General features: G+C 61.8%; 20 protein-coding genes. 12 read left to right on the top strand and 8 right to left on the bottom strand.

Annotated features, from left to right (window positions below):
• From CN311_RS09900 to CN311_RS09885, 4 genes are all read right to left on the bottom strand, one after another.
• Positions 1–894, bottom strand: a complete 894-nt coding sequence (locus CN311_RS09900; RefSeq protein ID WP_097573227.1) for a carbohydrate ABC transporter permease — start codon at positions 892–894, stop codon at positions 1–3.
• Positions 894–1,823 carry a carbohydrate ABC transporter permease gene (locus CN311_RS09895; protein WP_097573225.1) on the bottom strand — a complete coding sequence of 310 codons (930 nt, stop codon included), beginning with the start codon at positions 1,821–1,823 and terminating at the stop codon, positions 894–896. The genes CN311_RS09900 and CN311_RS09895 overlap by 1 nt, the downstream gene beginning before the upstream one ends.
• Positions 1,820–2,758 (bottom strand): sugar phosphate isomerase/epimerase family protein, encoded by a 939-nt coding sequence (locus CN311_RS09890; protein WP_097573223.1) that lies wholly within the window; start codon positions 2,756–2,758, stop codon positions 1,820–1,822. Before CN311_RS09890 ends, CN311_RS09895 begins: the two co-directional genes overlap by 4 nt.
• A gap of 93 nt (positions 2,759–2,851) precedes the next feature.
• Positions 2,852–4,195, bottom strand: coding sequence for an extracellular solute-binding protein (locus CN311_RS09885; RefSeq protein WP_097573221.1), 1,344 nt, complete (start codon positions 4,193–4,195; stop codon positions 2,852–2,854).
• A gap of 377 nt (positions 4,196–4,572) precedes the next feature.
• Between CN311_RS09885 and CN311_RS09880 the strand changes: the two genes are divergently transcribed.
• The 7 genes from CN311_RS09880 (at position 4,573) to CN311_RS09850 (ending at position 12,555) form a co-directional block, all read left to right on the top strand.
• Positions 4,573–5,601, top strand: coding sequence for a proline racemase family protein (locus CN311_RS09880; RefSeq protein WP_097573220.1), 1,029 nt, complete (start codon positions 4,573–4,575; stop codon positions 5,599–5,601).
• A gap of 73 nt (positions 5,602–5,674) precedes the next feature.
• A complete protein-coding gene (locus tag CN311_RS09875; protein ID WP_097573219.1) occupies positions 5,675–6,259 on the top strand; it encodes a DUF1349 domain-containing protein in 585 nt (194 codons plus the stop codon).
• Positions 6,252–7,334, top strand: coding sequence for a Gfo/Idh/MocA family protein (locus CN311_RS09870; protein ID WP_097573217.1), 1,083 nt, complete (start codon positions 6,252–6,254; stop codon positions 7,332–7,334). The genes CN311_RS09875 and CN311_RS09870 overlap by 8 nt, the downstream gene beginning before the upstream one ends.
• Before the next feature lie 109 nt (positions 7,335–7,443).
• Complete coding sequence (locus tag CN311_RS09865) at positions 7,444–8,355, top strand: dihydrodipicolinate synthase family protein (RefSeq protein WP_097573215.1); 912 nt, start codon at positions 7,444–7,446, stop codon at positions 8,353–8,355.
• Between the two features lie 94 nt (positions 8,356–8,449).
• Complete coding sequence (locus tag CN311_RS09860) at positions 8,450–9,949, top strand: aldehyde dehydrogenase family protein (protein ID WP_097573213.1); 1,500 nt, start codon at positions 8,450–8,452, stop codon at positions 9,947–9,949.
• A gap of 135 nt (positions 9,950–10,084) precedes the next feature.
• Positions 10,085–11,722, top strand: a complete 1,638-nt coding sequence (locus CN311_RS09855; RefSeq protein WP_097573212.1) for a choline dehydrogenase — start codon at positions 10,085–10,087, stop codon at positions 11,720–11,722.
• Positions 11,723–11,874: 152 nt separating this feature from the next.
• Positions 11,875–12,555, top strand: coding sequence for a GntR family transcriptional regulator (locus tag CN311_RS09850; protein ID WP_245440792.1), 681 nt, complete (start codon positions 11,875–11,877; stop codon positions 12,553–12,555).
• A gap of 40 nt (positions 12,556–12,595) precedes the next feature.
• Here CN311_RS09850 and CN311_RS09845 read toward each other — a convergent pair whose 3' ends face one another.
• The 4 genes from CN311_RS09845 to CN311_RS09830 are packed head-to-tail and all read right to left on the bottom strand — an operon-like array spanning position 12,596 to position 17,826.
• Positions 12,596–13,696 carry an ABC transporter ATP-binding protein gene (locus CN311_RS09845; RefSeq protein ID WP_097573208.1) on the bottom strand — a complete coding sequence of 367 codons (1,101 nt, stop codon included), beginning with the start codon at positions 13,694–13,696 and terminating at the stop codon, positions 12,596–12,598.
• Positions 13,697–13,723: 27 nt separating this feature from the next.
• Positions 13,724–15,091 (bottom strand): M24 family metallopeptidase, encoded by a 1,368-nt coding sequence (locus tag CN311_RS09840; protein ID WP_097573207.1) that lies wholly within the window; start codon positions 15,089–15,091, stop codon positions 13,724–13,726.
• A gap of 55 nt (positions 15,092–15,146) precedes the next feature.
• Complete coding sequence (locus CN311_RS09835; RefSeq protein WP_165779647.1) at positions 15,147–16,634, bottom strand: M81 family metallopeptidase; 1,488 nt, start codon at positions 16,632–16,634, stop codon at positions 15,147–15,149.
• Positions 16,635–16,665: 31 nt separating this feature from the next.
• Positions 16,666–17,826 carry an ROK family transcriptional regulator gene (locus CN311_RS09830; protein ID WP_097573203.1) on the bottom strand — a complete coding sequence of 387 codons (1,161 nt, stop codon included), beginning with the start codon at positions 17,824–17,826 and terminating at the stop codon, positions 16,666–16,668.
• A gap of 271 nt (positions 17,827–18,097) precedes the next feature.
• Here CN311_RS09830 and CN311_RS09825 point away from each other — a divergent pair, with 271 nt between their 5' ends.
• The 5 genes from CN311_RS09825 (at position 18,098) to CN311_RS09805 (ending at position 23,627) form a co-directional block, all read left to right on the top strand.
• Positions 18,098–19,372 carry an ABC transporter substrate-binding protein gene (locus CN311_RS09825; RefSeq protein ID WP_097573201.1) on the top strand — a complete coding sequence of 425 codons (1,275 nt, stop codon included), beginning with the start codon at positions 18,098–18,100 and terminating at the stop codon, positions 19,370–19,372.
• A gap of 130 nt (positions 19,373–19,502) precedes the next feature.
• Positions 19,503–20,372 carry a carbohydrate ABC transporter permease gene (locus CN311_RS09820; RefSeq protein ID WP_245440791.1) on the top strand — a complete coding sequence of 290 codons (870 nt, stop codon included), beginning with the start codon at positions 19,503–19,505 and terminating at the stop codon, positions 20,370–20,372.
• A 1-nt stretch (position 20,373) separates the two neighbouring features.
• The gene (locus CN311_RS09815; protein WP_097573197.1) at positions 20,374–21,192 is read left to right on the top strand and encodes a carbohydrate ABC transporter permease; all 819 of its coding nucleotides are present in this window, start codon (positions 20,374–20,376) and stop codon (positions 21,190–21,192) included.
• A gap of 316 nt (positions 21,193–21,508) precedes the next feature.
• Complete coding sequence (locus CN311_RS09810; protein WP_097573194.1) at positions 21,509–22,663, top strand: ABC transporter substrate-binding protein; 1,155 nt, start codon at positions 21,509–21,511, stop codon at positions 22,661–22,663.
• A gap of 85 nt (positions 22,664–22,748) precedes the next feature.
• A complete protein-coding gene (locus CN311_RS09805) occupies positions 22,749–23,627 on the top strand; it encodes an ABC transporter permease (RefSeq protein ID WP_097573192.1) in 879 nt (292 codons plus the stop codon).
• The last annotated feature ends 2 nt before the right edge of the window (positions 23,628–23,629 follow it).

The following is a 23,629-nucleotide window of genomic DNA, read 5'->3' as shown; positions in this document are numbered from 1 at the left end:
TCAACCCTTGACGGCCCCGGCCGTCAGGCCGGCGATGAACTGCCGTTGCATGGCGACGAAGACGACGATCACCGGCAGTGTCGTGATCGTCAACGCGGCGAAATAGAGCGTCCAGAGCGAGTCGTATTGCTGGAAGAAGCTGACGAGCCCGAGCGGAATGGTCTGCACGGACGGGTCGCGCAGCAAGAGGAAGGCAAGGAAGAAATCGTTCCAGATCTCGATGAAGCCGAAGATCAGGATCAGCGCCACGCCCGGCCGGATCAGCGGCAGCATGATGTGGATCAGAATCGCCAGCCGGCTGGCGCCATCGACCCGCGCGGCGTCTTCGAGATCGGCGGGAAGCGTGACGAAGAAGCTGCGCAGGATGAAGACCGACAACGGCAATGACGTCGCGGCGTAGACGAAGGCGATGCCGAGCCGGTTGTTGATCAGGCCCAGATCGCGCGCCACCATGAACAGCGGAATGGCCATGACTTGCGGCGGCACCAGCATGGCCGCCACGGCCACCGCCAACACCAGGCCGCGTCCGGGAAAACGCAGCCGCGCCAGCGCGTAGGCGCAGGGGGTCGCGACGACGACCAGGATGATCAATGCCGAACCGGTGACGAAGACGCTGCTGACAATGCGCGATCCCATGCCGGCGATGCGCCAGGCGTCGACATAGTTCTGGAACACCAGGCTCGACGGCGGCCCCCAGATGTTGCTCAGCATCTCCTGCTTGGTCTTGAGCGAGCCGAACAGCACCCAGAGCAGCGGGTAGATCGTCTCCAAGAGCACCAGGAACAGTGCCGCATAGATGCCGACAAGTTCGAGGATGCCGCGCGCGCCGAGGCGGCGGCGATGGCTGGCCATGCCATTGCCAAGCGGAAGGGAAGGGTTGGCCGCGGTGCCCATCAGACGTCAAGCCTTTGCCGCCGCATCAGGGCGAGCAGCGCGACGCTGGCCAGCCCGACGATCAGGAAGAGCACGTAGCCGATGGCCGCGGCATAGCTCATGGCGCCGTCCTGGAAGGCCTTGCTCATCATGTAGGTGAGCACGACCTCGGTGGCGTGGTTCGGGCCGCCCTTGGTCAGCACGTAGACGATGTCGAAGTTGCGCACGAAGGCGCCGGAAAGGCCGAGAATCGTGTTGATGAAGACGATAGGCATCATCATCGGCAAGGTGACATGCCAGAAGCGCTGGATCGGTCCGGCGCCGTCCATCTTTGCCGATTCATAGAGTTCGGACGGGATCGTCTGCAACCCCGCGAGATAGATCACGGCGTGGAAGCCCAGCCACTTCCAGACATCGACGACGATGATCGAATAGAGCGCGATATTGGCATCGCCAAGCCATGATTGCTTCAGCCCGCTGAGACCGAACAGATCGAGCGCGCCATTCAGCAGGCCGAAGACCGGATTGTAGATCCATGACCAGAGCAGTCCGACCGCGACGAAGGACATCGTCACCGGGATGAAGGCGGCGGCGCGAAAGAAGGTGCGGCCGACAAGCGCCCGGTCGAGAAGCAGCGCCAGCCCGAGACCCAGCACGTTCTTGAGCACGACGACGGCGACGACGAAAATCAGATTGTTGCGCAGCGCGCCGAGGAAGATGCGGTCATGCGCGAGGCGTTGATAGTTGGACAAGCCTGCCCAGGTCGGGTCGGAAAACCCGTCCCAATTGTGCAGGCTGAGCCAGAAACCGTTGACGAAGGGCCAGAGGTAGAACAGACAAAAGAGGATCGCGGCTGGCAGGATCATGACGAAGGCGACCGCGCCATCGCCTGAAGCGAAGCGCCCGAAACGGCTCGTGGAAGGAGCCGCCTCTTGCGGTCGCGTGCTCATGCGGCCTTCGCGGTTTTCGGCGTCAGCACCAGCCCGAGTGTGTCGCTGATATAGGCGATGCTTTCCTGCGTGCTCTGCTCGGCCGTCTTCTTCGAAGCATCCAATTCGATGATGGCGAGGCCATCGTAATTCGCGTCGAGCAGCACGTCGACAATGCCGGCAAGGTCGACGACGCCGGCGCCGAGTTCGCAAAAGGCGCCGTAGCGGTCATAGCCTTTCAGCGCCGGATCGACCTTGGTGTCCTTGAAGTGCATATAGCGCACGGCCGAGATGTAGGTTCTGACCGCATCGACCGGATCGGAATTGGTATGGGCAAGATGCGCCGGATCGATGCAGAGGCCGGCGAGGTCCGTGTCGAGTTCATCCATCATCCGGTCGAGCTGGTCGCGGCGTTCGATGAAGGTGTCGAGATGCGGGTGATAGACCGTCTCAATGCCGAGGTCCTTGGTCCGCTTGCCGATATCCTCGAGCGCGCGGCAAAAGGCGCGGTAGTCGTCGGCCGTGTGAAGGCCGGCAATGGCTTCCGACGGGCCGCCGCCCAGAACCAGCACCGGTGAACCGAAGCCCTTCAGCATCCGGGTCAGCGCGACAAGCACATCGCGCTCATAAGGCCAGGCGACAGGGTTGGTGAAGATCGCGTTCACATAGAAGGAGGACAGCCTGATGCCATACTCGCTCTGGCCTTCCGAAAGCAGCGCGTAGCGCCGCAGGATGTCGGTGTCGGTGGTGACCCCCATCGGCGCCTGGTTGCCGAGCTGCATGTATTTGCGGGCGTACTGGTCCGAGAGGCTGGTGAAGGCGAGGATCTCGAACCAGCCGAAACCCTGATCGGCCAGGAATTTGATGGCTGGCCTGAGCGGAAGACCGGCGAGGTCCCAACTGTTCAGATGATAACCGATCGAGAAGCGCTGCCGCTCGGCGCGATTTGTCGTCATGTCCCTGTCTCCGGTAAGGGAGGCAGCCCGAGACGGGCGGCCCCTTTGTTTGATGGCTGGGTTTCATGCCTGCCAGGTCAGCCGAATGCGAACTCACTTGGGCGGCCAGTTGCCCTGCGCCTTGAGGTCGTCGAACGTGGTCTGGATCGAGGCCGCCGCATCCTCTGGCGTCGTCGTGCCGCCGACGATGCCGGCGATTGCCGAGGCGGTGGCTGTCGCGACTTCCGAAGGCCAGATCCAGTCGAGGAACTTGATCGTGCTCGGGAAGGCCTCCTTGCGCAGTTCGACGGCATAGGCATCGTCGACCTGCGGCACACCCTTGATCGAAGCCGCGATCGGCTGCTCGGGCGCAAGATAGAGCGTCGCCACCTCCGGCCGGGTCAGGTACTCGATGAACTTGATGGCCGCATCGAGCTTCTCCGGCGGGATCGACGAGGCCACGCAGATACCGTTGTCGGCGCCGCCGCCATGGCCGGGGGCGCCCGGCGTTCCGTCCATCTTCGGAAAGGCGAAGACGCCCCATTTGAAGTCCTTGACGCTCGACTGGAGCGACGGGATCTCCCAGGTGCCGCCATAATACATGGCGCTCTTGCCGGCGGCGAAGGCCGCGCGCATGCCGTCCTGGTCGACGGATAGCGAATCCTTGGAAAGGATGCCGTCATCGACCCATTGCTTGATCAGCTTGAACCCTTCGACATCAGCCGCATCGGTGAATTTCGCCGTGCCTTCCAGGTTCTTCTGCGTCTTGCCGATCGGGTCGCCCGAGGCCTGCGAAAAGGTCTCGAAATACCACATCGGCCACATGACCGTATTCGAGCCCTGATGCAGCAGCGGGATCACGCCTTCGGTCTTGAACTTCGGCACCGCCGCCTTCAGGTCGGCATAGGTCGGCGGCGTCGGGATACCGAGTTTTTGAAAGAGGTCGACATTGTAGAATATCGTCGATGTCGACAGGGTGGAGATGGGAACGCCATAGACCTGGCCATTGATCGTGAAGGCGCCCAGTGCTGCGGCGTCGATCCTGTCCTGGAACGGCTTGATCTTGTCGGTGATCGGCATCACCAGCTTGCGCCGGACATAGGCGCCATTGGTGTAGAAGGCCGGGCAGGCGATCAGGTCCATTTCCTGGCTGGCCAGTTTGGCGGTCATCAGCCGCTGGATGGAATCAGTCTGCGGCCCCTGCGCGTCCCACTCCACCGCCGAGACGTCGGGATTGGCTTTGAGGAAACCGTCGATGACCTGCTGCTGGATCTTTTTCTGCTCGTCCGGGGGTTGACGCGGAGCGAGCTGGTCGAGGGACGAACCGCCGAAAACCTTGAGCGTGATCCCGTCGGCATGGGCGATGCCGGGTAGCGTGATCAGGCTCAGGCTGAGCAGTGCGGCAGCAAGGATGGTGGGGCGTTTTGAACGATGGGTCACTCTCTGCTGAACGGGCATCTGGCTCTCCTTTACGCCAATGCCGAGGGGCAACCTCGGGACCAAGATCGTTGATGGTCATATGATCTTGGTCGCCTGTCGGGATTTTTGTCAATCGGAAGATGTGCCTGTTGTTTGATCAATCCCGAGGTCGGAGTTCGGTAATACGCGCGCAGATTGCCGCGCCGGTCGGGCTCGCCCCATCCGGTTGCCGAATCTCGGCCTTGCGTGTTGGTCGACGCTCTGCACGGCATCTAACGGCAATGCCAAGGTAAGACCTTGCAGGTTGACAAAAAACCAGCGCCCCACTAATCCGTATATTGGATGCAATTTGTTGAGCCTGTGCGAAGGGGCCGTATCCGCCGGCAGTTTCGTCACAAACCTGAGGATGACCGTCAATGAACCTGGATCGCGTCATTACCGTCGTCGGAGCCCATGCCGAAGGCGAGGTGGGCCGGGTCATCACCGGCGGCGTCCTGCCGCCGCGCGGAGCGACGATGTTCGAGCGCATGGAGGCGCTGGAACGCGACAGCGCCTGGCTGCGCAACATGCTGCTGTTCGACCCGCGCGGCAGCGTCAACGCGGCCGTCAACCTCATCACGCCGCCGATACGCGCCGATGCCGATATCGGCATGATCGTCATGGAGTCGGACTATTTTGTGCCGATGTCGGGCTCGAACCTGATCTGCACGGTCACGGTCGCCCTAGAGGCTGGCATGATCCCGATGCGCGGCGCCAGGACCATCGTCAGGGTCGATACGCCGGCCGGTCTCGTCGAGGTCGAGGCGGATTGCAGCGGCGGCAAGTGCCGCCGCATCACCTTCCGCAACATCCCCTCCTTCGTCATGCATCGCGACCGGATGGTCGAGGTGCCCGGGATCGGATCGCTGCGGGTTGATGTCGCCTATGGCGGCATGATCTACTGCATCGTCGATGCGCAGGACGTCGGCGTGACGCTGGCCCGCGACGAGGCGCGCGACCTGATCGGGCTAGGCGAGGCCATCAAGGCCGCCGCCGCCGAACAGCTTCCCTCGATCCATCCGGAGAACCCGTCGATCAACACCGTCAACCAGACGGAATTCGCCGGCCCGTTGCGGATCGTCGATGGCGTGAAGACCTCGAAGAACGCCGTCGTCGTTTCGCCCGGCCGGCTCGACCGCTGCCCCTGCGGCACCGGAACCTCCGCGCGGATGGCTTTGCTGCATGCGCGCGGCGATCTCGCCGTCGGCGAGAAGTTCCGGCACACCTCGATACTCGACACCGTCTTCGATTGCCGCATCGTTGAGCCGGCCATGGCTGGCAGTGTTCCCGCGGTGGTAACCGAGGTATCCGGGCGCGCCTGGCTGACCGGAGTGAGCCACTACGGAGTGGATCCGGAGGATCCATTCCCCGAGGGCTATCGGCTGTCGGACACATGGTTCAGGTAGCCGGCACATTTTGCCGGCTAATCAGACTGCGCAAGACCCATCACGCAACACGAACCGGACAGGCAAGCAAGCCATGACCACATCACAGGATACCGACCTGACCTGGCTCAACCCGCCGCCGCACCACGCATTCGGCGATAACACTTTGCAGGTGCGCACCGGCAAGGAGACCGATTTCTGGCGCGAGACATTCTACGATTTCTGGCGCGACAATGGTCACTTCCTGTATCGCCAGGTCGAGGGCGACTTCAGCGCCGAGGTCACGATCAGGGGCGACTATAAGGTGCTTTACGACCAGGCCGGATTGATGGTCCGGCTGAGCGAGACGCACTGGGTCAAGGCCGGCATCGAATATACCGACGGGCTGATGTATTTCTCCGTCGTCGTCACCAACGACGCTTCCGACTGGTCGCTGGTCAGCATTCCCTCAAGTCCGGACGGCATCAGAATCCGCTTGACCCGCCACGCCGAGGCGATCCGCGTCCAGTATCTGGATGCGTCCGACGGCCACTGGAAACCGGTTCGGCTTGCCTATTTCCCGCCCTCGAAAACGATCGATGTCGGCATGATGTGCTGTTCGCCGCAACGCGAGGGCTTCGAGGTCACATTCAGCGATTTCTCGGTCGGCACGGCGATTTCGAGGGAACTCCATGACTGAGGCGTCCAAAGTGATGCCGACCGCGAGCCGCGCGCGTCGAGATGCGGGCAAGGTCCGCTGGGCAATCGTGGGGGCGAGCCAGATCGCCCGCTCATGGGTCGCCAAGGCGATCCAGTCCGTGCCGGATGCAGAATTGGTGGCGGTCGTCAGCAGGAGCGCCGACCGTGGCCGCGCCTTCGCCGACGATCTCGGGATACCGGTATCCGCGACAAGCCTCAAATCGCTCCTTGCCGAAACCGCGATCGACGCGGTCTACGTCTCGACCAACAATGACAGGCATCGCGACGACACGCTTGAAGCCGCGGCGGCGGGCCTGCATGTGCTCTGCGAAAAGCCGCTCGGGCTGACGCTCTATGATGCGGTCGAGATGGCCAGGACCTGCGATCGCGCCGGCGTCGTCCTGGCGACGAACCATCATATGCGTGGCGCGGCGACGCACAGGGCGATCCGCGACCTGGTGCTGACAGGCCAGATCGGCCGGCCGCTCGCGGCACGCGTCATGTATTGCGAGTACCTTCCCAAGGAATTGCAGACGTGGCGTACGAAGGACAAGACGCAAGGTGGGGTCATTTATGACCTCACCGTGCACAATGTCGACGTTTTGCGCTTCGTGCTTGCGGACGAACCGGTCGAGGTCATGTCGATGAAGGCAAGCAGCCTGATCGGCGAGAATGGCGTGGAGGACCAGGTGCAATCCATCGTCAACTTCGCTTCCGGGTTGATTGCCTACATGCATGAGGGCCAGGTCTTCGCCCATCACGAGACGGCGCTCGAGATCCATGGCACCGAAGGGTCGATCTATGGCCGGGGCATCCTGGATGAGGCGCCGTCCGGTCGTGTCTACGTCCGCCGCGGCACCGAGATGACGGAAATCCCGGTCGAGCCCGCCAACCTCTACGCCACCACCATCGCCCGGTTCAATGCTGCCGTGCTGCATGGCGATCGTCCGGCGGCGACGGGATGGGACGGCGTCGCCTCGCTTGCCACGGCGCTGGCCGTCAGGCGCTCGGCGCAGGAGGGGGTGCGTGTGTCCGTGCCGCGTTTCGAGAAAAATCCGCCCGTGCCAGTGGCGTGACATGCCCGTTTTGACGCTGCAGCAACGCGGATTTCACGGTAGACTTTTGAATAGAATATTGTAGATTGGATACATTATTGCGAAAGCGAGTCCAAGGAGAGACCAGACGATGACGCATTGGCAGGGGGTATTCCCGGCGGTTACGACCAAGCTCGAGCAGGACGGTTCGATCAATCTCGAAGCGACACAGGCAAGCGTCAACCGTCTGATCGACAACGGCGTTTCGGGCATCATCGTCCTGCCGATGCTGGGCGAGAATGCCTCGCTGCTGCCGCGGGAGAAGGAAGCCGTCATCCGCGCCGCCAAGGAAGCCGTTGCCGGCCGTGTGCCGCTTCTCTCCGGTCTTGCCGAGATCTCGACCGCCGGCGCGGTCGCCGGCGCGCGCGCTTTCCAGGATCACGGCGCCGAAGGCCTGATGGTGTTCCCGAGCCTCGGCTACAAGACAGATCCGCGCGAGACCGCCGAATGGTACAAGGCGATTGCCGGCGCCAGCGACCTGCCGATCATGATCTACAACAACCCGATCGCCTACGGCGTCGATGTCACGCCCGCCATCCTCAAGATGCTGGCCGATTGCCCGACCATCGTGGCGGTCAAGGAAGAGACCGGTGATGTGCGTCGCGTCACCGACATGTTCATCGCGCTGGGCAATCGCTTCGATATCTTCTGCGGCGTCGACGACCAGATCGTCGAAAGCATGTCGCTCGGCGCCACGGGCTGGGTTTCGGGCATGACCAATGCCTGGCCGAAGGAATGCGTGCAACTGTTCAACCTGTGCGCGGCCGGCAACTTCGCCGAGGCGCGCGACCTCTATCGCATCCTGACGCCGTCCTTCCACCTCGATACGCATGTGAAGCTGGTTCAGTACATCAAGATGGCCGAGCACCTTGTCTACGGCGCGCCGGAATGGACCCGGGCGCCGCGATTGCCGCTGGCAGGCGAGGAGCGCGAGCGCGTCATCGCCACCATCAAGGCGACGATCGAAGAGCTCAAGCAGACGCAATCGCGCCGCGCTGCCTGATCCGTAGGGATGTTCGGAGTGCCACCGGAAAATCCGCATCGTCGGCTGCGTTTTCGAACGGTCGCAGCCGGCGGATGCGCCAGGAACGGATTGCATGCATAATATTCCCACATTCGGCGCGTCCGACCTGAAGCAGGTCCGCGAGACGGCGCGGCGGCTGGATTCAGCCTGGATCGGCGACGGCTTTTCCCGCGATGGCGGCTCCGACATCGCAAGCATCATGTCTCCCTTCGACGGGGAGACGATCAGCGAAGTCGCCTTTGCCAGCGAAAGGCAAGTCGATCTTGCCGTGCAGGCCGCCCGCGCGGCGCTGAAGGCGGATTGGGGCACGATGGGGCACGAAGGACGCGCGGCGTTGATCCGTGCGCTGGCGGACGCCGTCGAAAGAAACTGGCTCGAATTGGCGCTTCTCGAAAGCCTCGATGTCGGCAAGCCGATCCTGCATTCCTACAATGACGATGTGCCGGCGACGGTCGGCGTGCTGCGCTGGTATGCCAGCCTGACGGAGACCGCCTATGATCTCAGCCCGGCCCGTCGCAAGGGTGTGCTCAGCCAGATCGTGCGCGAGCCGCAAGGCGTGGTCGGCATCGTCCTGCCCTGGAACTACCCGCTGACCACGCTGGCGCTGAAGATCGGCCCGGCGCTGGCCGCCGGCAACACCGTCGTCTGCAAGCCGGCCGACGATACGCCGCTGACCACGCTGCGGCTGGCGGAACTCGCGATCGAAGCGGGGTTTCCGGCCGGCGTCATCAACGTCGTGCCCGGCGCTGGGCCGGTCGCCGGAAAGGCGCTGGGTCTGCATGATCATGTTTCGGCGATCAATTTCACCGGCTCGACCGCCACCGGACGGCGCTTCCTGCACTATTCGGCCGATTCGAATTTGAAGGAAATTTCGCTGGAATGCGGCGGCAAGAATCCCGCCATCATCCTGCCCCACGTCACTTCGCTCGACCGTTTCGCCGACGACATTTCGACCGGCTTCCTGATGAATTCCGGCCAGCTCTGTTCGTCCATTTCAAGGGTTCTCGCGCCGCGCGCGTTGGAAGGCGATCTTCGCGACATGCTCGTCGTCAAGATGAGGGAATGGCCGATCGGCGATCCCTTCGATCCGGCCACGCGCATCGGGCCGCTGGTCAGCGACGCCCACGCGGCCCAGGTCAATCGCGCTATCGACACCGAGAAGCAGCGTAACAATGATTTCAGCGTGTCGGCGGCCGAAATCACCGGCGCATCGCCGCGCCTGGTCGAGCCGGTCGTGTTCTTCAACGTCGCCGAAAGCGCCGGTGCCTGGAGAGAAGAGGTCTTCGGCCCGGTTCTCTCCGTCAGGTTCTACGACGATCTCGACAGCGCCATCCGCAGTGCGAACGATACGCAATATGGCCTCAGCGCCTATGTCTTCGGCGAGGATCCCCGCGCAATTCGCGAGGCGTCCACCACGCTCGACGCGGGTTTCGTGGCGGTCAACGCTTTCTGCGAAGGCGATTTCACCACCCCGTTCGGCGGCTTCAAGACGTCCGGCTTCGGCGGCAAGGACAAGGGCATTCATTCGCTCGATCAGTATTCCCGGACCAAAAGCATCTGGTGGGCGACATGAGCATTTTGCAGCCAAGTGGGATCACTTGGCGTCGCACAAATGCGGCTAAAACAAATAGATGGAGCGGGATGCATCCCGCTCCATAGAGGCTGGCCTGGACGTATTGGGCTGGGCACAAGTGAAGGTAAGGTCGATATGGCATCCAAGGCGTATGACTACATCGTTGTCGGGGCGGGCGCCGCCGGTTCGATCGTCGCCGCCAGGCTAGGCGAGGACAGGAGCGTCCGGGTGCTGGTCCTGGAAGCTGGCCCGAGCGACAATTCCATCTATGTGCGCATGCCTGCCGCCATGTCCTACCCGCTGACCGACCAGCGCCGGACCTGGAGTTTCGAGACGGGACCTGAAGAGGCGCTCGGTGGGCGCATGATCACGCATGTCAGGGGCAAGATGCTGGGCGGCTCCGGCTCGCTCAACGGCATGGTCTATGTGCGCGGCAATCCGCGCGACTTCGACGCGTGGGCCAAGGACGGCCTGGCGGGCTGGTCCTTCGCCCACTGCCTGCCCTACTTCAAGCGGATGGAAACCTACGACAAGGGCGCCAACACCTATCGCGGCGGCGATGGGCCGATCGCGATCACCACGTTGAAAGGCGATTTGCCGGTCTTCGAGGCGTTTCTTGAGGCCGGCCAGCAGGCGGGCCATCCGCTCAATCCCGATTACAATGCCTACCGTCAGGAAGGCGTCCATATCTACCAGGCAAACATCGACAGGGGCGTGCGGGCAAGCGGCGGCAGGGCCTATCTCAGGCCCGCGCTGCGCAAGGGCAATGTCGACCTCAAGCTGAACGCGCTGGTGCACCGGATCGACTTCGACGGCAAGCGCGCGGTCGGCGTGACCTATGAGGTTGACGGCGCGACCCAGACCGTCGAGGCCGGACGCGAGGTGGTGCTGTGCGGTGGCGCCTTCAACTCGCCGCAGCTTCTGCTCTTGTCGGGCGTCGGCCCCTCCGAGGAACTGCGCGCACTTGGCATCAAGCCGGTTGCGGATGTGCGGGGCGTGGGGAAGGGCCTCGTTGACCATGTCGCCGTTTCGGTGCGCTACAGGGCGTCGCGCCCGGGCGTTTCCCCCGCCATGGACCTGAACATGTTCAAGATGGGTCTGATCGGGGCGCGGTGGCTGTTTCTGCGCTCCGGCCTCGGCGTGACCAATCTTTGGGAAGTCGGCACATTCTTCAGGAGCAGCGCGGCCGCCGACTATGCCAACATCCAGCACGAGTTTCTGCCGATGCTCGGCGAACTGATGCATGGCAAGGTCAATATCGAAGAAGGGTTCCAGTATCAGACTTGCCTGATGCGGCCGAAGAGCCGGGGCGCTGTCACCTTGAAATCGACCGACCCGCGCTCCCATCCGTCCATCGTTTCCAACTACCTCGCCCATCCGCAGGACCAGCGGGATCTGATCGACGGCGTGCGCCACACCGACGAGATCATCCAGCAACGCGCCTGGGACGACATGCGCGGGCAAGCCCTGACGCCGGGGCTGAGGACGATGCCCGACGCCGAAGTGCTTGCCTGGCTGAAGGAGAATCTCGGCACGCAATACCATCCTTGCTCGACATGCCGGATGGGCGTCGACGACATGTCGGTCGTCGATGCCGACGGCAAGGTGCATGAGACCGAGGGGCTGCGTGTCATCGATGCGTCGGTCATGCCGCGCATCACCAGCGGCAATTTGCACTGCCCGACCATGATGATTGCGGAAAAGCTTGTCGACCGTGTGCGCGGGCGCGCACCGCTGCCGCCACAGATTGTTGATTATGCGGATCGGCATTGATGCATGTCGCCCAAAAGTGTGCAGCGGTTTTGGGATCACGACATGCATGACAAAGGCTTACCAAAGGATCTCGATTGGAAGGCTGGATTGGATCGGAATGAAATATTGGATACGATCGCCCGATAAATAGAGCGATTCTGGAAATGCCTGCCATGTCGACTTCGCCCAAGCCTCTGTTGCAGCGCCAGACCGTCACCGCGATGGTCGCGGAATACATCGCCGCCAAGATCATCGGTGGCGATTATCCGGGCGGCCACCAGATCCGCCAGGAGGCGATAGCGGCCGAGCTGGGTGTCAGCCGCATCCCCGTGCGCGAGGCGCTTCTGCAATTGGAAGCGGAAGGTTTGGTCGTCATCAGGACGCATCGCGGCGCGGTCGTCTCCGATCTGTCGGCCGATGATGCGATCGACCTTTTCGATGCGCGGCTTCTGCTCGAGCCCTTCATCGTCAAGAAGGCGATCGCGCGCATGTCCAGCCAGGACATCGCCAATGCCGAGCAGGCGCTTCATGATTACGAGGCTGCCATCGCCAGGGGCGATCCGAAGGAGCTCAGCCGTCTCAACTGGGCCTTTCACACGGCGCTGCTCGAGCCCTCCATGCGGCCGCGTTCGATGGCGGTGCTGCAAACGCTCTACAGTTCGGCGGATCGCTATCTGCGCCTGCAGATCGAACCGCTGAAGGCCCAGACCAAGGCGTTGCAGGAGCATCGCGACATCTTCGAGGCCTATCGCCTGCGTGACGCGGTCGAAACGTCGAGGCTGCTCAAGAAGCATGTCGCCGACGCCGCCGAAGAGATCGTCAGCCAGCTCAAGCGGGGCGAGGCAGCCGGCTGATCCTGTTCCGGATTTTCGATCCCGACCCGTTCACAGTTCCCTATTCACCGTAGAGAGTGCTGCCGCTTTGGCGGTCGAAGACATAGATGTCCTGCGGGTCGACAAAGAGGGGAAGTTCGATTCCTCGTCGCAACGAACCATCGGGCGGTACGCGCGCGACCGCCTTTGTGCCCGCGACGGTGAAGTGAACGAGCGTATCCATTCCAAGAGGTTCGACGAGTTCCGCGGTGGCGCTGATCCTGTTTCCGGATCGGCCGTCTTTTGGGCCAGGCGAAAGATGCTCGGGCCGGATGCCGAGGTCGACAACCTGTCCCGTCACATCGGCGAACCTGGAGACGTCGCTCGGCAATTCGAGGCGCGTACCATTGGACAGGACGCCGCTGAACTGATTTTCGTTTCGTTCGAGCGTCGCGCTTAGGAAATTCATGCCCGGCGATCCGATGAACCCGGCCACGAACTTGGTCGCGGGCCTCAGATATAGCTCCTGAGGCGGCGCGATCTGCTCGATCCTGCCGGCATTCATCACGACGACCCTGTCGGCAAGCGTCATCGCCTCGATCTGATCATGCGTGACATAGACGGTTGTGGTCGGCACCGCTTCGTGGATCTGCTTGATCTCGGCGCGCATCTGGACGCGGAGTTTGGCGTCGAGGTTCGAAAGCGGTTCGTCGAAAAGAAAGACCGCCGGATTCCTGATCATCGCGCGCCCCATGGCAACGCGTTGGCGCTGTCCGCCGGAGAGTTGCCTTGGTTTGCGTTTGAGCAGGTGTTCGATATCCAGGATCCGCGCGGTCTCGGCCAGCCGCGTCCGAATTTCGCTACGCGGCGTCTTCTTCAAACGCAACCCGAACGTGATGTTGTCCTCGACCGAGAGATGCGGGTAGAGCGCGTAATTCTGGAAAACCATGGCGATGTCGCGTTCTCCCGGCAACAGCTCGTTGACACGCCGCTCGCCGATCTTGATCTCGCCGTCCGTTATCGTCTCCAGCCCCGCGATCATGCGCAGCGTGGTGGACTTTCCGCAGCCGGAAGGGCCGACCAGGACTACGAATTCGTGATCCTTGATCGAGAGATCGATCCCGTGAACGGTTTGAACGCCTCCATAGGCTTTCACGACTTTGTTCAGCTCGATGGCGGCCATCGGACCCTCCGGCGCTGGATCTCAGGGCTATCTATCGCGGACGAGGACGTTGTCGCTCGCGAGCCAGAACGGCGCGAAATAAAGCGGTGTCGAGGAAAGCGGCAGGATGTCCGGCCGCAGCTCCACGCCGAGCTTGTCTTTCATGAAGTCGCGACGCGCCGCCATGCGTTTGAAAACCGCCGGATGTTTGGTCTCCAGCTCGGCCCGAAGCGCTTCATCGGCAAGGGCGACCGCGTCCTCGCAGTTCAAGGCCCAGCCATCGGCGATCGGCGTCGGGATGATATCGACCTGGAAAAGCATGCCCGAGCGGATACGATCCCCGGATCCTGGCCGGATCGGGCTGTGCGTCCATTCCTCGTAACCGCCGAGATGGCCCGGGTTGAGCGCCGGCTTCAGCTTCGCTTTCGCCAGCGTCGATGTTACGGCCTCATGGATGGCGCCGCCCTCGACACCGAGCGCCGCCGTCTCGTACCAGGAGATCAAGCCCTGGAAGTAGCCTTTGGCGATTGCGAGAAATTCGTCATTGGCACGATCGAGGAGGCCTGCCCGCGAGGAAAGACCGCCCCAGTGTCCGATCGCGGTCGTCACGCCATCGCCCCGCCCAAGCTTGCGGCCCGTTGCGCTCCGCAGGCCGATCACCGGCTCGCCCTTGCTGGCTGATGCGAACATGGTGTGGACGTTCAGTGGGTCTCCGGCATAACCCATGCGCGAAACGGCGTCGAACTCGCTGTCGCCCTCCCGCACCCCCGAAACAATCCGCCACATTGCCGACGAGCTGCGCGATGCAGCCCACTCGAACGCCGCGATCTGATCGGCATCGATGGTGACGGCGATGCCGTTTTCAGGATGCATCAGAACATGCGTCGCGTCCCGCAATCCGCCGGAAGCGCCGACCGCCCGCTGGAATGCCTGCACGTAGACTGCCGGAACGAAATAGGCGGTTTCGACAGCGTCGTCCTCGAATGGTTCGAGATATTTCCAGCCCGCCAGCCCCACGGTGTCGCCTGCCTTTATTCCAGCATCGCCGAGACGGTCGGAGAAGCGAGGGAAGCGAGAGCGATCCTGCGCCATGAGGCTCAATGTCTGGGCCAGAAGCACGCTCATCCCGGGCAGGCGCGCCAGCGGCGCGTAGCTCTCGCACTCGTTGCCCGTGACAAGCACGCGCTTGTTGTTTGGCCCAAGCAGGAGGAAGGCTTCCTCGAAGCGCGGCTCGAAACCGCTCAGGAAAGCGATGTTGCCGAAATGCTCCCGGTCCGCATAGATCGCCAGCCAGTCGCATCCTGCCTTGTCGTAAGCAGCGCGGGCGCGCGCATCGTATGTCTCAACGGGAATGTCCGGCTTTTCGCCGGGGGAACCGAAGTCCGGCAACCGAACGGATGTGAGGGAAATGGTCATTGGGGGTCCTTTTGTTCGTGTCGGTGCAAGAGCAGAAGATCGACTGCGAGGAAAATCAATCGCCGTAAATCCGGGCCTGCGCGTCCCATGCAAAATCCTTGTCGAGAGGGTAGGTTGGACGCGGCAAGACGTTCCATTGGAGCCGCGTCATGTCCAATTGCGAGGTGCCGTCGCTCAGCAAGAGGATATGCCGGGCTGAGATGTCCTCGAGTTGCGGGTGGAGATAGCCGAGCTTGACGACATACGCCTTGTGCATGGTCGGATCGATGTCCATTGCCAGGAAATGGTGCGGCGTGGTTATGCCAATGGCATTGGCGTGGAATGTTGCAATCACATTGCCGCTGCGAACCTTCGCCCACGCGCCTTCCCTTGACCGGTATGGCTGGAACCCCGGCAGCACCAGTTCTTCTCCGCATGCCTCGACGAGCACGTTTACGCGATATGCCGTCTTCGGGCGGGAAAGGTGCTCGCTTCCCAGTTCGATCTCGACAGTCGAGCCGACCCCGGCCTGGACGAGCCTGCCCACGGTTTCGGGAGCCGTAATGCCGGCGATGACAATATCGCGGATCTCCTCGTCTTCCAGCGCTGCCTGCAATACAAGGGTCAGGTCTCCAGCCGCGCCCGCCGTCGTGTTGTCTCCGGAATCGGATACGAAAACGGGACGCTCCGCGCATTCGACCGCGAGCCGCAGCCCGTGGCGAACCTCCGCGGTCTCCATCTTGAGATTGAAATCGGCGCGTCTGGCCCATATCGCCTGCGCCAACCGTGTCGCCTGCGCACGCGCGACCTCGGCGTCGCCATCGCTTACCGCAATCGCCGACACGGCGGTCCACGGCCTGTCGTTCCACGCGAACCCGACAAGAATGTTTGCTTCCATCATGCCCGGCACGCTGTCGTATTCCGGCAGCGCGCCGTAAAGGCTTTTCGCTGGTTCCAGCGCCGTGACCGCGGTTTCGCCAGGGACGAGGATCGGCAGGCTGACGACGGACTTCTTGGGCGTGATGCCGGTTCGAATGACCCGGATGAGCTGGTCTGCCGTCCGGTACCCCGTCTGCCTGTCGTCACGGTGTGGCGCGGTGCGCAGGACGCTGATGACCGTTGCTGCGTCGAGAAGGTCGGGAGTCATGTCGCCATGCAGATCGAGCGACAGTCCGATCGGCACATCCGGCCCAAGCGCATTCCTGATGGCACGGATGAAATCGGTGTCCGCGTCGACGTCCAGCCCCTGGACTTCCAACGCGCCATGATTGGCAATCAGCATTCCATCGAACGGACCGTGTTCGCCGATGAGCGCGAGCGTCTTGTCCTTGACCTCTCGATATGCCGACAATTCGAGCGGGCCGCCGGGCAGTGCAGTGGCCCAGTACAACGGGACCGCCTCGACGTCGCCATCCTCCGCCATGCGCGCCAGCATGCCTCGGACCATCCAGACATCGCCTTCGGACATCTCCTTGCCGGTGTAGTGTTGTATCGCGTCCCATGTGGTCGGGACCGGGGAAGCGAGCATGATCTCGATGGAGAGGCCGACAATAGCTATGCGCATTCTCTGACTTTCGAACTGACCTGAGCTGAATTCACGGAAGTACGTGAGGGGAATCGAGACCGGTGACACCATCGAGCGCGAGCGCGACGCCGCCAAGAAACGGGCTGACGGTCGACAATTGCGAGAAAATGACCTTGGTCTGAACCGACATCGAAGGATGCGCCAGTCGTTGCAGGGCCCGTTCGACCGCGGGCCGCAGGTAAGGCTCGGCGCTCGCCATATCGCCGCCGAGGCATACCAGCGGCGGATTGAAGATGTTCCCGAGACTGGAAATCGCCGAACCGAGGACGGCGCCGGCATTATCGAGCACGCCGACAACCACCTCGTCTTTGGCGTCGGCGCGATCGATAATGTCCTTGAACGAGGAGGGCCGATTGCCGGTCAGCCTGCCGATCTCCTCTGCCAGCCCGGGCTCGGAAAGGTAAGGTGAGAGGCAACCCGAGGCGCCGCACGAACAATAGCGGCCCTGCGGGACAACCTTGATGTGTCCGAGTTCTCCGGCCAGTCCGCTGGCGCCGCGGTAAATGTCGCCGTCCAGGAACAGGGCGCCGCCGACACCCGAGCCCGAGAACAGGTAGATGAAATCCTTGATGTCGATGCATTCGCCGAACATGTATTCCGCCATTGCGGCGGCCTTGCCGTCATTGCCGGCGAAGACGGGCGCATCGAGGGCCTCGGAGAACATGTCCACCACCGGGACCCCGCGCCATCCAAGGACGGGTGCGTGAAGCAGTACGCCTTCGTCGGTAAGGAGGCCCGGAAGCGAGATGCCGACACCGAGCGTATCGCCGGCGCGGCCGCATTCACCGACGATTTCCTTGACTCCCCGGGCGACGAGATCGGCGACCCCGTCAAGGTTCCCGTCGAAGGCCTGGGCCCTGGAGCACAGGGGGATTCCGTCGAGCGCGGCAGCGACATAGCCGATCGTGTCGGCCTCGATCTGGACGCCGACGATCAGGCCGCTTTCAGGAGAGATGGTAAGACCTTCCATAGGGCGGCCAGGTCTGTTGCTGGTCGCTACCGGATTGCGCTCGACCAGACCCAACTCACTGAATTGATTGATAATTGAGGAAACGACCGACTTGTCGATGCCCGTCCTTGCGACGATGTCGCGCTGCGAGACGTTGGGCTCGATGCGGATCCTGTGAAAGATCGCATTGGCATTGAAATGCCTGATGTACGACTTGCTCAAGCCTCGCTCCGATATTTTTCTTGTTATGAGAATAATTGATACGAGGAGATCAGCGGTATTGTCAATCGCCGGGTAGTTCCGGATTCGCAGCTGTCGAAAAAAACAATATGAAACAACGTGTTATGGAAAACCGTCGGGCAATCGAATTCGACGAGGCGGATATTTTTACGCGCAATCTGTTGACGTTTGTCGATTTTTGGAGGTAGGTTTTTCTTGTTTGCAGAATATATGCCGGGGACACCCAACGCCCGGCTCAACAGAGGGTAGAACAATGCGTAACTTGAAATGGTTTGGCGTGGCGCTTGGCGTGCTCGCCGGCGCATCAGCGGCCAGGGCCGACGGTCCGAAGGAGCTTTGGCATTATTATGCGGCCGGGTCTGAAAAGGCCGGTATCGAAGCCCTGATCGCTTTCGCCAACAAACAGAATCCCGACAACCAGATCGTCGGCAAGGTGATCCCGGGCAACGCGGTTGAAATGCGTCGCCAATTGCAGACCGCGTTCATGGGAAACACGCCACCGGCCGCATATCAGAGTTCGATGGCGTTCGAGCTCAAGACCTTCGTCGACAGCGGCAAGCTCCATGACCTTTCGGAGACCTGGGCGAAAATCAAGGGCGACGAGATCTTTCCGGAGGGGGTGCAGCGCGTCGTCAAGGTCGACGGCAAGCCCTACGGCATTCCCTATGATTTGTCGCTGATCAACAACATCTTCTACAGCAAGGCGATCTTCGAAAAGGCCGGGCTTCAGCCTCCCAGGGACTATGAGGGCCTTGTGGCCGTTTGCGACAAGCTGCGTGCTGCCGGCGTCGAGCCTCTGGGCAATGCCGGCGGTCCGTTCTGGAGCCTCTACAATTTCTACGCGCCGCTCGTCTCCACCGTCGGCACCGAGGGCTACTACAAGATCGCGAGCGGCGAACTCGGCTTCGATACCCCGGAATTCCGCAAGGCCCTCGAGCTTTATCGGGATACCATGGTCAAATGCTACGCCAAGAACTGGAGCGGCAAGACCTGGACCCAGACAGCCGACGATGTCGTCAACGGCAATACCGGGATGTTCATGATGGGCGCCTGGGCGGCCGCCTATTTCAAACAGGCGGGTTTCGCACCCGTTGAGAAGTTTGACGTGTTTCCAGCACCGGGCACGGAGGGCAAGGCCATCTTCCAGATGGATGCCTTTGCCGTGCCGGAAGGCCCGGCCGATACGCTCGAAACAGCCGAGAAATTCGTCATCTCCGCGGCGTCGGCCGAAGGCCAGGCGACCTTTGCGGTCCCGAAAGGCTCGCTCGCACCAAACGTGACCGTCGATCCGTCGATCTATGATGCCGTCGGCGCCAAATTCGCCAGGCAGCTGGCGGATGCGTCGAAGGCCAACGCGGTGCTGCCGAACCTGTTCTTCCTGCTGCCGACGAAGGTCGGCACCGAGCTCGGCGTCCAGCTCGAGAAATTCGCGATCGACCCTTCCGATTCGAACGAAAGCGAGTTGATCTCGACGCTTGAGAGCCTCCGCCAGGAAGCCCAGGCGGAGGGCGCCTACCTGAAGTGGTGATCCCGAGGCCGGGCCGACGGATGTCGGCCCGGCTACCTCCTTGACCGAGCGACCGAAGGCATCAGCTCACAAGAGACAATTCGACATGCCCAACTTCCAACTCATGCGCCGGAAGTTTCAGACCGCAGGGATGACGCACGCAATCTTTCTGTCGCTTCCCATAACCCTCTTTGCGGTCTTCTATGTCTATCCCATCGTCTCCACATTCAATCTGTCGCTTCACAGTTGGGATGGCTTCTCGCCCACGCCGAAATATGTCGGACTGCGGAACTACGTCGTGCTGCTTCATCAGTCGCGCTTCTACCACGCTGTCCTGAACAACATTTCCTGGCTCGTCTTCCTGCTGCTTGGACCGACAAGCCTCGGCCTGCTCCTGGCGGCCTTGCTCGACAGAGGGATGAAAGGCGAGTCGGTTTTCCGGGTCCTCTTCTTCCTGCCCTTCACCATCCCGGCCGTTGCCGTGGCCGCGATCTGGCGCTGGATGTATGAGCCGACCAGCGGTCTGCTGACGACGATCCTCCAGTCGGTCGGGCTGGGCGGCCTGGCCCAGAACTGGCTGGGCGACCCGTCGATCGTCAATTTCGCGCTCATGGGGTCGATGCTGTGGTGGACGACCGGTTTCGCCTTCCTGGTGTTCTTCGCGGGCCTTCGCAATATCCCGGTGGAGTACATAGAAGCTGCGAGGATCGAAGGGGCGACGCCTTGGCAGGTGTTCTGGAAGGTCAGCTTCCCGCTTCTGTGGCCCTCGACGATCGTCGTCCTCGGCATGGCGGCGGTCGACGCGATGCGCTTGTTCGACATCGTCTGGGCGATGACCAATGGCGGCCCTGCATACGCATCCGAGGTGCTCGCCACGCAGATGTACGATACTGCCTTCGGCAGGTTCGAAATGGGCCGCGCAAGTGCGATCTCGGTCTACCTGCTCGTGATCGCCGGCCTCATCATCATGCCTTACATCCACCAACTGGCAAAACGCGTCCAGGACGCCGAGGCGGAATAGGATGAACACAGCGGTTGCCAGGCGCACGGCGCTACCCTTTTCGATCCTGGTGGTGGCAGCGGTGATATTTGCCGCGCCCCTGGTCGTCGCGTTCCTGACGTCGCTCAAATCGCCATCCGAAATAACGCGGGTGATCGCGTTGCCGAACGAGCTCTACTTCCAGAACTACGCCATCGCTTACGATCGGATGGGGCGAAGCTTCCTGAACTCGATTGCGATCACGGTGCCATCGGTGATCTTCTCGCTGCTGGTCGGCGCGATCTCCGGCTATCCGCTTGCCTATATGCGCGGAGCCGGGGGACGCGTGGTCTATTTCTTCCTGCTGACGGGCATGCTCGTGCCGTTCCAGATCGTCCAGATTCCCCTGTTCTTTCTGATCAAGTCGCTCGGCCTTTACGACAGCATTCCCGGCATGTGGCTGGTGCACACCGCCTACAGCGTTCCCTTCTGCACTTTTTTCATGCGCAATTTCTTCGCCTCGGTGCCGAGGTCGATGTATGAAGCGGCGCTGATCGACGGTTGCACTCCGGTAGGTTATTTCTGGCGGCTTCTGCTTCCGGCATCGGGATCTGGTCTCGCCGCGCTTGCGATCATCCAGAGCCGCGCCATCTGGAACGACCTGCTCTTCGCCATCACCCTGACGACGAGTGACAAAGCGACGCCTGTCACGGCGACGATAGCCGGCTTCGCCAGCAGCCTGCAGGTCGAGTACGGTCCGCTGATGGCGGCCACGCTTATCTCACTTCTTCCGGTGATGGTCACCTATCTCCTCTTCCAAAAGGCATTCGTGCGCGGCCTGCTTGGCGGAGCCGGGAAATAATCCAGGTCGATCTGGATCCGGGCCGTCCGAAAGGACGGCGACACAATCCGAATTTCGGGCGCGCCATATTGGCGATCGGCTTTTTCGCACTCGCATGAAAACGTTGAGCGTCAGTCATTGCCATACCGGCGCTCGTAGCCTTGAGCGGGCCGGCGGCCAAGGCGGTCGATATCCCGATCCGCCATGAAATCTTCAAAAGGAAATCAAAGCCAGGCCCCAGCGGCAGGACGATTTCGTTTGACTCCGATGATTATTGTATCCAATATCCTGTAAAGCAAGGTTGTCGAAACTGCCATCAAAAAAAGGGGAACTCATCATGACGCGCAAAGCAGGAGACAATGCCAATTCGAGCTTGGTCACATCGGCGATCAGCAGGCGGGCCGCTCTCGCCGGAATGGCCGGCCTTGGAGCCGGGGCGTTCCTGTTGAGGCTGTCCTCGCTGCCGGCGCAGGCGGCTGCCGGGGGCGAACTCCAGGTCATGGCCTGGGAAGGTTATGACCTGACCAATGAGCTTGCAGACTGGCGCAAGACAAATGGCGTGACGGTGGAGGCCACGTCGATCGCCAATCAGGATGACGTGCAGGCAAAATTCGTCGCCGGCAACCCGCCGCCCATCGATCTGGCCGAATACAACCAGGCCTATGCGGATCTCTACATAAGGGAAATGAAGATCGTAACTCCGATCGATGTCTCGAAAGTGCCGAACTACAACGCCGACAATCTCTTCAGCCAGTTCTACGACCAGCCGACCTGGTTCGCCGAGGGGCAACATTGGGGATCGCCCTATATCTGGGGCTTCAACACCATCCTGTTCAATGCCGACAAGCTGGCCAAGCCGGCATCCTACGCCGACCTGCTCGATCCTTCGCTCAAGGGCAAGATCGCCATCATGGACGACACTGTGAGTTCCTGGCCGGTCGCCGCGCGCGTCGCCGGCCTTGGCGAGAAATATCCGCTGCTGACCAAGGACGAACTTGGCAAGGCTTTCGCGGAATTTTCCAAATACCGCGATCAGGCCCGCGTCATCGCCCTCAACCAGGGCGAGCTTGTCAACCTCATGGTTTCCGGCGAGGTCGTTGCGGCACTTTGCGCCGATCCCTCGATCATCACGCAGACCGACCAGCAGAACATGAAGATCGAGATGGCCATGCCGAAGGAAGGCCCGGTCCTGTGGGTGGATGCCTGGTTCATCCCGATTTCGGCGGACAATGTCGAGGCGGCTCATGCCTTCATCAACCAGTCGCTTGACCCAGCGGTGCAGGCCAAGGTCGCCATGGCCGTGGTTCAGGCGCCGGTTTCCAAAAAGGCAGTCGCACTGCTTGACGAGAAGTCGCGCAACCGCATCGACTACAATGCCATCGACAGCATCTTCGCCGCCGGCCTGCCCGGCATTCCGCCGCGGGCATCCGACACCCATGCCACCTATGACGACTGGATCGCGGCGTGGCAGGAATTCAAGGCAGGGATGTAGACTTCCCCGGTGTCAACAGGCTGAAATGAGACACGGCTATAGGCGTGATCGCCGATAGCGGGTCTTTGCGTGGGATAGGTCGTTCATGAAGGCACCAAGCATCAGGATGGGCGGCCTGCTGGCCGCGCCGGCCGTTCTGTACATGGTCATGTTTTTCGTCGTGCCGAGCCTGATCCTGTTCGTCTACAGTTTCTGGACGGCGGCTTCGTACAGGATCGTGCCGGACTTCGTGTTTTCAAACTATCTGAATTCGCTGATGTCGCCATTGTTCTGGACGGTGACGATCAACGCCATCCTGATCGGGCTGGTCACGGCATCGATCACGCTGGTGCTGGCGATCCCGGTCGGCTACTACCTCGTCTATGTCAGCCGCTCGCAGGTCATCCTCTACCTTATCCTGATCACCTGGTTCTCCAGCTACCTTGTCCGCATCTATGCCTGGCGCACCTTGCTTGGCACCAGCGGCGTCCTCAACACTATTCTCATCCAGGCCGGCATCGTCGATACGCCGGTAGACGTGTTCCTGTTCAGCCGCTTTGCGGTCGCCATCACGCTGATCCACATCTACCTGCCGTTCTGCATCCTTCTGGTGGTGTCCTCGCTCAGCGAGATCAAGAAGGATCTTATCGATGCCGCGCGCGACCTTGGCGCCTCTCCGCTTGGCGCCTTCTTCCGCGTCATCGCGCCCAACGCGGCCAGTGGCCTGGTCGGCGCCTTCATGCTGACCTTCGTCATGGTTGCGGGTGACTATGTCACGCCGCAGATGTTGGGCGGCTCGTCGGGCCAGACGACGGGACTGCTGATCGCCGATCAGTTCCGCAAGACCGGCAACTGGCCGCTGGGTGCCGCCCAGGCCTTCCTGATGTTCCTGGTGTCGATCGTCATCTACCTCTCGGTGATGGGGCTTGGGCGCGCAACGGGCCTGGTCGTGAAGCGCAGGCCGGCCAGAAAAGCGGGGGGCTGACG

Source organism: Mesorhizobium sanjuanii (genome assembly GCF_002529485.1).
Lineage (GTDB): Bacteria > Pseudomonadota > Alphaproteobacteria > Rhizobiales > Rhizobiaceae > Mesorhizobium > Mesorhizobium sanjuanii.
This window is presented reverse-complemented; position numbering and strand designations above follow the sequence as displayed.

Bases quoted from the DNA above. Each gene is read 5' to 3' on its own strand.
- CN311_RS09855 (WP_097573212.1), top strand. From the start codon at position 10,085: ATGGCATCCAAGGCGTATGACTACATCGTTGTCGGGGCGGGCGCCGCC.
- CN311_RS09845 (WP_097573208.1), bottom strand. From the start codon at position 13,696: ATGGCCGCCATCGAGCTGAACAAAGTCGTGAAAGCCTATGGAGGCGTT.
- CN311_RS09890 (WP_097573223.1), bottom strand. From the start codon at position 2,758: ATGACGACAAATCGCGCCGAGCGGCAGCGCTTCTCGATCGGTTATCAT.
- CN311_RS09815 (WP_097573197.1), top strand. From the start codon at position 20,374: ATGAACACAGCGGTTGCCAGGCGCACGGCGCTACCCTTTTCGATCCTG.
- CN311_RS09835 (WP_165779647.1), bottom strand. From the start codon at position 16,634: ATGCGCATAGCTATTGTCGGCCTCTCCATCGAGATCATGCTCGCTTCC.
- CN311_RS09805 (WP_097573192.1), top strand. From the start codon at position 22,749: ATGAAGGCACCAAGCATCAGGATGGGCGGCCTGCTGGCCGCGCCGGCC.
- CN311_RS09860 (WP_097573213.1), top strand. From the start codon at position 8,450: ATGCATAATATTCCCACATTCGGCGCGTCCGACCTGAAGCAGGTCCGC.
- CN311_RS09875 (WP_097573219.1), top strand. From the start codon at position 5,675: ATGACCACATCACAGGATACCGACCTGACCTGGCTCAACCCGCCGCCG.
- CN311_RS09825 (WP_097573201.1), top strand. From the start codon at position 18,098: ATGCGTAACTTGAAATGGTTTGGCGTGGCGCTTGGCGTGCTCGCCGGC.
- CN311_RS09870 (WP_097573217.1), top strand. From the start codon at position 6,252: ATGACTGAGGCGTCCAAAGTGATGCCGACCGCGAGCCGCGCGCGTCGA.
- CN311_RS09900 (WP_097573227.1), bottom strand. From the start codon at position 894: ATGGGCACCGCGGCCAACCCTTCCCTTCCGCTTGGCAATGGCATGGCC.
- CN311_RS09885 (WP_097573221.1), bottom strand. From the start codon at position 4,195: ATGCCCGTTCAGCAGAGAGTGACCCATCGTTCAAAACGCCCCACCATC.
- CN311_RS09895 (WP_097573225.1), bottom strand. From the start codon at position 1,823: ATGAGCACGCGACCGCAAGAGGCGGCTCCTTCCACGAGCCGTTTCGGG.
- CN311_RS09820 (WP_245440791.1), top strand. From the start codon at position 19,503: ATGACGCACGCAATCTTTCTGTCGCTTCCCATAACCCTCTTTGCGGTC.
- CN311_RS09840 (WP_097573207.1), bottom strand. From the start codon at position 15,091: ATGACCATTTCCCTCACATCCGTTCGGTTGCCGGACTTCGGTTCCCCC.
- CN311_RS09810 (WP_097573194.1), top strand. From the start codon at position 21,509: ATGACGCGCAAAGCAGGAGACAATGCCAATTCGAGCTTGGTCACATCG.
- CN311_RS09865 (WP_097573215.1), top strand. From the start codon at position 7,444: ATGACGCATTGGCAGGGGGTATTCCCGGCGGTTACGACCAAGCTCGAG.
- CN311_RS09850 (WP_245440792.1), top strand. From the start codon at position 11,875: ATGTCGACTTCGCCCAAGCCTCTGTTGCAGCGCCAGACCGTCACCGCG.
- CN311_RS09880 (WP_097573220.1), top strand. From the start codon at position 4,573: ATGAACCTGGATCGCGTCATTACCGTCGTCGGAGCCCATGCCGAAGGC.